The 4802-nt window shown below is 57.3% G+C and carries 5 protein-coding genes and 1 pseudogene; all 6 read left to right on the plus strand.

Annotated elements, in window-relative coordinates:
- Positions 1 to 293, plus strand: a 293-nt coding sequence (locus tag H343_RS32705) for an integrase core domain-containing protein (RefSeq protein ID WP_037905047.1), incomplete at its 5' end; no start/stop codon positions are given.
- A 307-nt stretch (positions 294 to 600) separates the two neighbouring features.
- The gene (locus H343_RS35395) at positions 601 to 1248 is read left to right on the plus strand and encodes a hypothetical protein (protein ID WP_158679616.1); all 648 of its coding nucleotides are present in this window, start codon (positions 601 to 603) and stop codon (positions 1246 to 1248) included.
- Positions 1245 to 1469 (plus strand): ABC-three component system middle component 6, encoded by a 225-nt coding sequence (locus H343_RS36140; protein ID WP_486587033.1) that lies wholly within the window; start codon positions 1245 to 1247, stop codon positions 1467 to 1469. The genes H343_RS35395 and H343_RS36140 overlap by 4 nt, the downstream gene beginning before the upstream one ends.
- Entirely contained in the window at positions 1466 to 3229 is a 1764-nt protein-coding gene (locus tag H343_RS34535) for a DUF2326 domain-containing protein (protein WP_486587034.1), read from the plus strand. The genes H343_RS36140 and H343_RS34535 overlap by 4 nt, the downstream gene beginning before the upstream one ends.
- Before the next feature lie 966 nt (positions 3230 to 4195).
- The gene (locus tag H343_RS35685) at positions 4196 to 4504 is read left to right on the plus strand and encodes an IS3 family transposase (protein WP_028433283.1); all 309 of its coding nucleotides are present in this window, start codon (positions 4196 to 4198) and stop codon (positions 4502 to 4504) included.
- Positions 4501 to 4802 (plus strand): annotated as a pseudogene (locus H343_RS0124580) (IS3 family transposase); the annotation flags it as partial. The gene H343_RS35685 and the pseudogene H343_RS0124580, both read left to right, overlap by 4 nt.

Below are 4802 nucleotides of genomic sequence, written 5' to 3' on the forward strand. Positions count from 1 at the left end.
CCGATAACGGCGCCTGCTACAAGTCCCGTCTGTGGCGCGACACGCTGGCCGCGGCCGGGATCACGCACAAGCGCACTCGCGCCTACCGGCCCCAGACGAACGGCAAGGTCGAACGTCTCAACCGCACCCTGCTGGAGGAGTGGGCCTACGCCCGGCCTTACCGCTCCGAGACCCAACGACGCGACGCCTTCCCCAACTGGCTGCACACCTACAATCACCACCGCGCACACACCGCGCTCGGCGGCCAACCACCCGCCAGCCGCGTCCCCAACCTCACGAGGCAATACAACTAGGCATCCAGATGCTGCCAGGTGCTGCGCAGAAGCGGGTCACACGTGCCCTTCGAGAGGTCGACGCGAGCGCTGCAGTTGGTTGGCTCATCCCCCTGGAACGTGACCGTCTCGTTGGACGGTGACGGGTGGTCAACCACGGTCCTCGTCGGTAACCTGACGAGGTGTTGGATCGTTAGGGGGCTACATGGGGAGCAGTCGCTCGTATTCAGAGCAAACGATCAAGCAACTCTTCGGCTTATCAGCCGGTCGTTGTGCTTTCCCCACATGCAGAAGGTCTGTGATCTTTCCTGCCACGGACGTAAGCAGTGTGACCATCACCGGAGACATCGCCCATATTATTGCGTTTTCCCCGGACGGCCCGCGTGCCGATAGCTCCATCCCCTTGCCAAAGCGCAATAGCTTCGAGAATCTCTTGCTCCTATGTGCGGCTTGTCACCGCCTAGTAGATGGACAGCCTGACCAGTACCCGAATGATGTGCTTCGCGCAATGAAAGAGGATCATCTGGAATGGGTTAACGGCAGGTTAGAAACTGAGATGAGCGGTATCGAATTTCCAGAACTAGAAGTTGTCTGTAAGCGAATAATCACGTCAGAGCTCGCAGACTCTACAGGGTTCTCCTCTTTAGCGCCCGAAGCAAAAATCGCTGTGAATGACCTTAGTATTAGCAGCGCCAAGAAAATAAGAATGGGCCTGATGCAGGCTCCTCAGGTCGCGGATTATCTACAGAACATCGCAATCCATGTAGATCCGGACTTCCCCCGACGCTTAATAGCAGGGTTCCGTAGTGAATACGATAGGCATTATAGCAACGGAGTAAGCGGGGATGGGCTATTTGTACTCATGGAAATATTCGCGGCTGGTGCATCCCAAGAGTTCGATCGACAGGCTGCGGGGTTGGCAGTCTTAGCTCACCTGTTTCAGGTTTGTGATTTGTTTAAGGCGGCGGCCGAATGATTGCTCCGACGAAATACGTGAACACAGCGAACTCAATCCTTGGCCAGGCCGGTGAGGTTCTGCTGCATAGGCGTGATGGGGCAACAGTCTCTTCTCTATGGGATGACGTGCGTGAGAGGGCTACAGGGATTTCTTACGAGAGATTCGTACTCTGTTTAGACTTTCTCCACGTAGTGGGTCTCGTTGATATAGAAGGGGGCACACTGCGGTGGCGTCGATGAAGATCAGAAGAGTTGGAGCAAATAAGCCTTCCTTCCATGAGGTGCGTCTTGAAGATGGCCTCAACATAATTCTGGCTGAGCGTCACTCCGAGTCAACGGATCGCGATTCCAGGAATGGTGTTGGGAAAAGTACCCTGGTTGAGGTGATCAATTTCTGCCTAGGATCCTCTCTCACGAAGAAAAGTGTGATCCATCAGCTAAAAGGCTCTGACTGGGTTTTTATCGTGGACCTAGAAATTGGTGATGCTCAACTTTCTGTGAGTCGCTCCCTTCAATCGCCAGGAACGATCACGCTCGTCGGAGACCTAGACCAACTGCCCGTGCTACGCGGAACGCAAGCATCTCTGACCGGACAGAGGGATCTGTCGCTGAAGGTGTGGAGAGAGTTGCTCGGCCTGCTGTGCTTTGACATTGACGAGCGTGTTAGAGAGGTAAAGTACGCGCCGACCTTCAGAGCGCTGATCTCATACTTTGCTCGGTCGGGACGGGATGCATACATTGATCCATTCACGACTTCGCGGCAGGTACGGTCCTGGCAAAAGCAGGTATACAACGCCTATCTGATTGGCCTGAATTGGCGGCATGCGGTCGAATGGCAAAACCTGAAAGACGATGAGGCTTCCGTAAAAGCTCCAGCTAAGAGTACAGCTGCTAAGAAGCGCGCGACTCTCTCAGGTCTTGAGAATGAGCGTGTCCGCCTTTTTGCCGACCAGCAGCGGATGAGTGAGCAAATCGCTAGGTTTCGGGTTGTGCCTGAATACGAGGCCATTGAGTCCGAAGCTCGGCAGATCACGTCAAAAATGCGAGAACTCGGAAACGAATCTGCGGTCCTTGCTCAGGTGATCTCCAAGTATGAGCAGCAAATGAATACTGAGTCATCGGGCGATCTAGACAGGGTTCACGAAATCTATGCAGAAGCGGGCTTGCTCTTTCCGGACCGTGTGACTCGCGATCTTTCTGATGTGATCAACTTTCACAATGAAGTGACCAGGCATCGTCGCGACTATCTGCATAACGAAATCTTGCGGCTCCGTGCCAGATCCACTGAAATTCAGTCCTGCCTGGAGGAGAACGACAACCGTCGTGCAGAGCTGCTCAATATCCTAAATCAAGGTGGTGCTGTGGAAGAGCTCGGCGCACTGCAAGTGCGTCTGGGTCGCACCATGGAACGCCTGGAAGAGATCGATAAGAGAATTGCTGAGCTAGAAAGCTCAGCTGCGGGAGAGGCTAGTCTTGCATCGGGACGCCAGGCTCTACTGAGTCGCGCTCTGCTGGACAGGGCTGAGCGTCGTCCGAAATGGAGCACGGTCACTGCTCACTTCGCGGAAGTCACCAGATATCTTTACGGCGAACCTGCAGATATCGACTTCGGCCTGAACGAGAGCGGATTTGTATTCCAGGTGAACATGACGCGCCCGGGTTCCAACGGCGTCGAGAACATGGCAATGTTTTCGTATGATATGGCACTGACTCGAACTTGGCAGACTCATGGCCGGCACCCTGGTTTCCTACTCCATGACAGTTTGCTTTACGAAGGTGTTGACGAACGTCAAATTGCTTTGGCTTTAAGGTATGCTCGAGACTTCAGTCTCCGTGAAGGATTCCAGTACATTGCATTTATCAACAGTGACAATGTCCCTGATCGTGACTTGAGTGAGCTTGGGTTGCAATTGGAAGACTATGTGCGGTTGCGACTAGGGGACGCCCGGGCGGAAGACGCTTTGTTGGGTTACAGGTTCGGTCAATCGTCACAACGCTAGCGTCTGACAAGTGCTGCGAGAGCTTCCTGTAATCCAGTCAGACCGTCAGCAATCTCTGAGACCGTCGAGTCAGCGATGTCTCCATGGGCTCAATTCTCGCCGCCCCCACGTGAGAGCAGGCAGCTCGGCTCTCGACCACATGGAGTTGGTCGGGGAATGTCGTCGCTTGAGTTGCCCGCCGGCGCCCGTGGTTCCCCAACGGATGGGGCACCTGACGGCCACCGATGCGAGGTGATTGCCTAGCCGCCTAGACCCGGCGGTCGATGAGATGTTCACGGACAGCGCCCGCAAACCCGTTCCGTGCAGCCCAAATGGCTTCACCGAGGGGCTGGGCGTCTTTGCTCCAGCTGTCCCGCTGGCGAGGCCCGATTGCCGAATGTTGTCGGTGCCATGCATCCAAGTGGTTGCTATGGGCGGAAACTGCCGCACCCAACTTGTCCGCTAGACTCTGCGTGGTACAGGGCCTCAGTGAGATCCCACGACGCTGCTTGGAAGACTGCGACGCTGGCCAGGTACGCGGCGCACGAGCCCCGGACGACCTCAATGTGGCTTTGGTCGCGGGTTGCTGAAAGCTGAAGTTCAGCTTGGCGGCGAAGCGCCTTGCCAGCCACACTCTGGCCGAGTACTGCGGCCTCGGCTGTACACAGCCCGACCACGGCGGTTACTTCGGCAGTGAGTATCTCTGGAGTTATCCCACGAGATGCTGCATGGTCACTGAGTGTCTTGTGGTGATGTTATTGACCCGTAATGCCAGCGGGAACCCTCGGCCAGCTTGGCGCAGGGTCGGTGAAGCGGCTTTGGGGTGGAGCTGGTTTGGAGCGAGAGATCATGGCCCTTACGCTTCCGCGAATCGGGCTGGCTCCTCGCCTGCCCGCAATAGCCCGATCTGGGCCATGATGGGACTGATGCAGGGTCTGGGGTCATCTGATCTGGCTTGCCCGTGGGGCGGCCTGGAAGGATGTAGCCGTGCCTGTTCCCTACCCTCAAGAGTTCCGTGACGATGTCGTCCGCGTGGCCCGTAACCGCGAGAAGGGCGTCACTCTCGCGCAGATCGCGAAGGACTTCGGCGTCCATGAGATGACGCTGTCGAAGTGGATGCGCCAGGCGAAGGTCGAGGACGGCGAGGAGCCGGGCGTCACCAGGTCGGAGTCGGCCGAGAACCGCGAGTTGAAGAAGCGGGTGCGTCTGCTGGAGCAGGAGAACGAGGTCCTGCGCCGTGCGGCGGCCTACCTGTCGCAGGCTCATCTGCCGGCAAAAGGCTCTACCCGCTCGTGAGAGAGCTCGCCGCCGACAACATCCCTGTCGCGGTTGCGTGTCGGGTGCTCACGCTCTCCCGCCAGCACTACTACCGCTGGCTGCGTCAGCCGGTCACGGACACCGAGATCACCGTGGCCTATCGCGCGAACGCTCTGTTCGACGCTCACCGTGATGACCCGGAGTTCGGCTACCGGTTCCTCACCGGTGAAGCCGAGGCCGCCGGACAGCGCATGTGCGAGCGGACCGCATGGCGGATCTGCCGCGACCATGGCTGGTGGTCGGTGTTCGGGAAGAAGCGGCCGAAGAACGCCAAGAG

Source organism: Streptomyces sp. TAA204 (assembly GCF_000424965.1).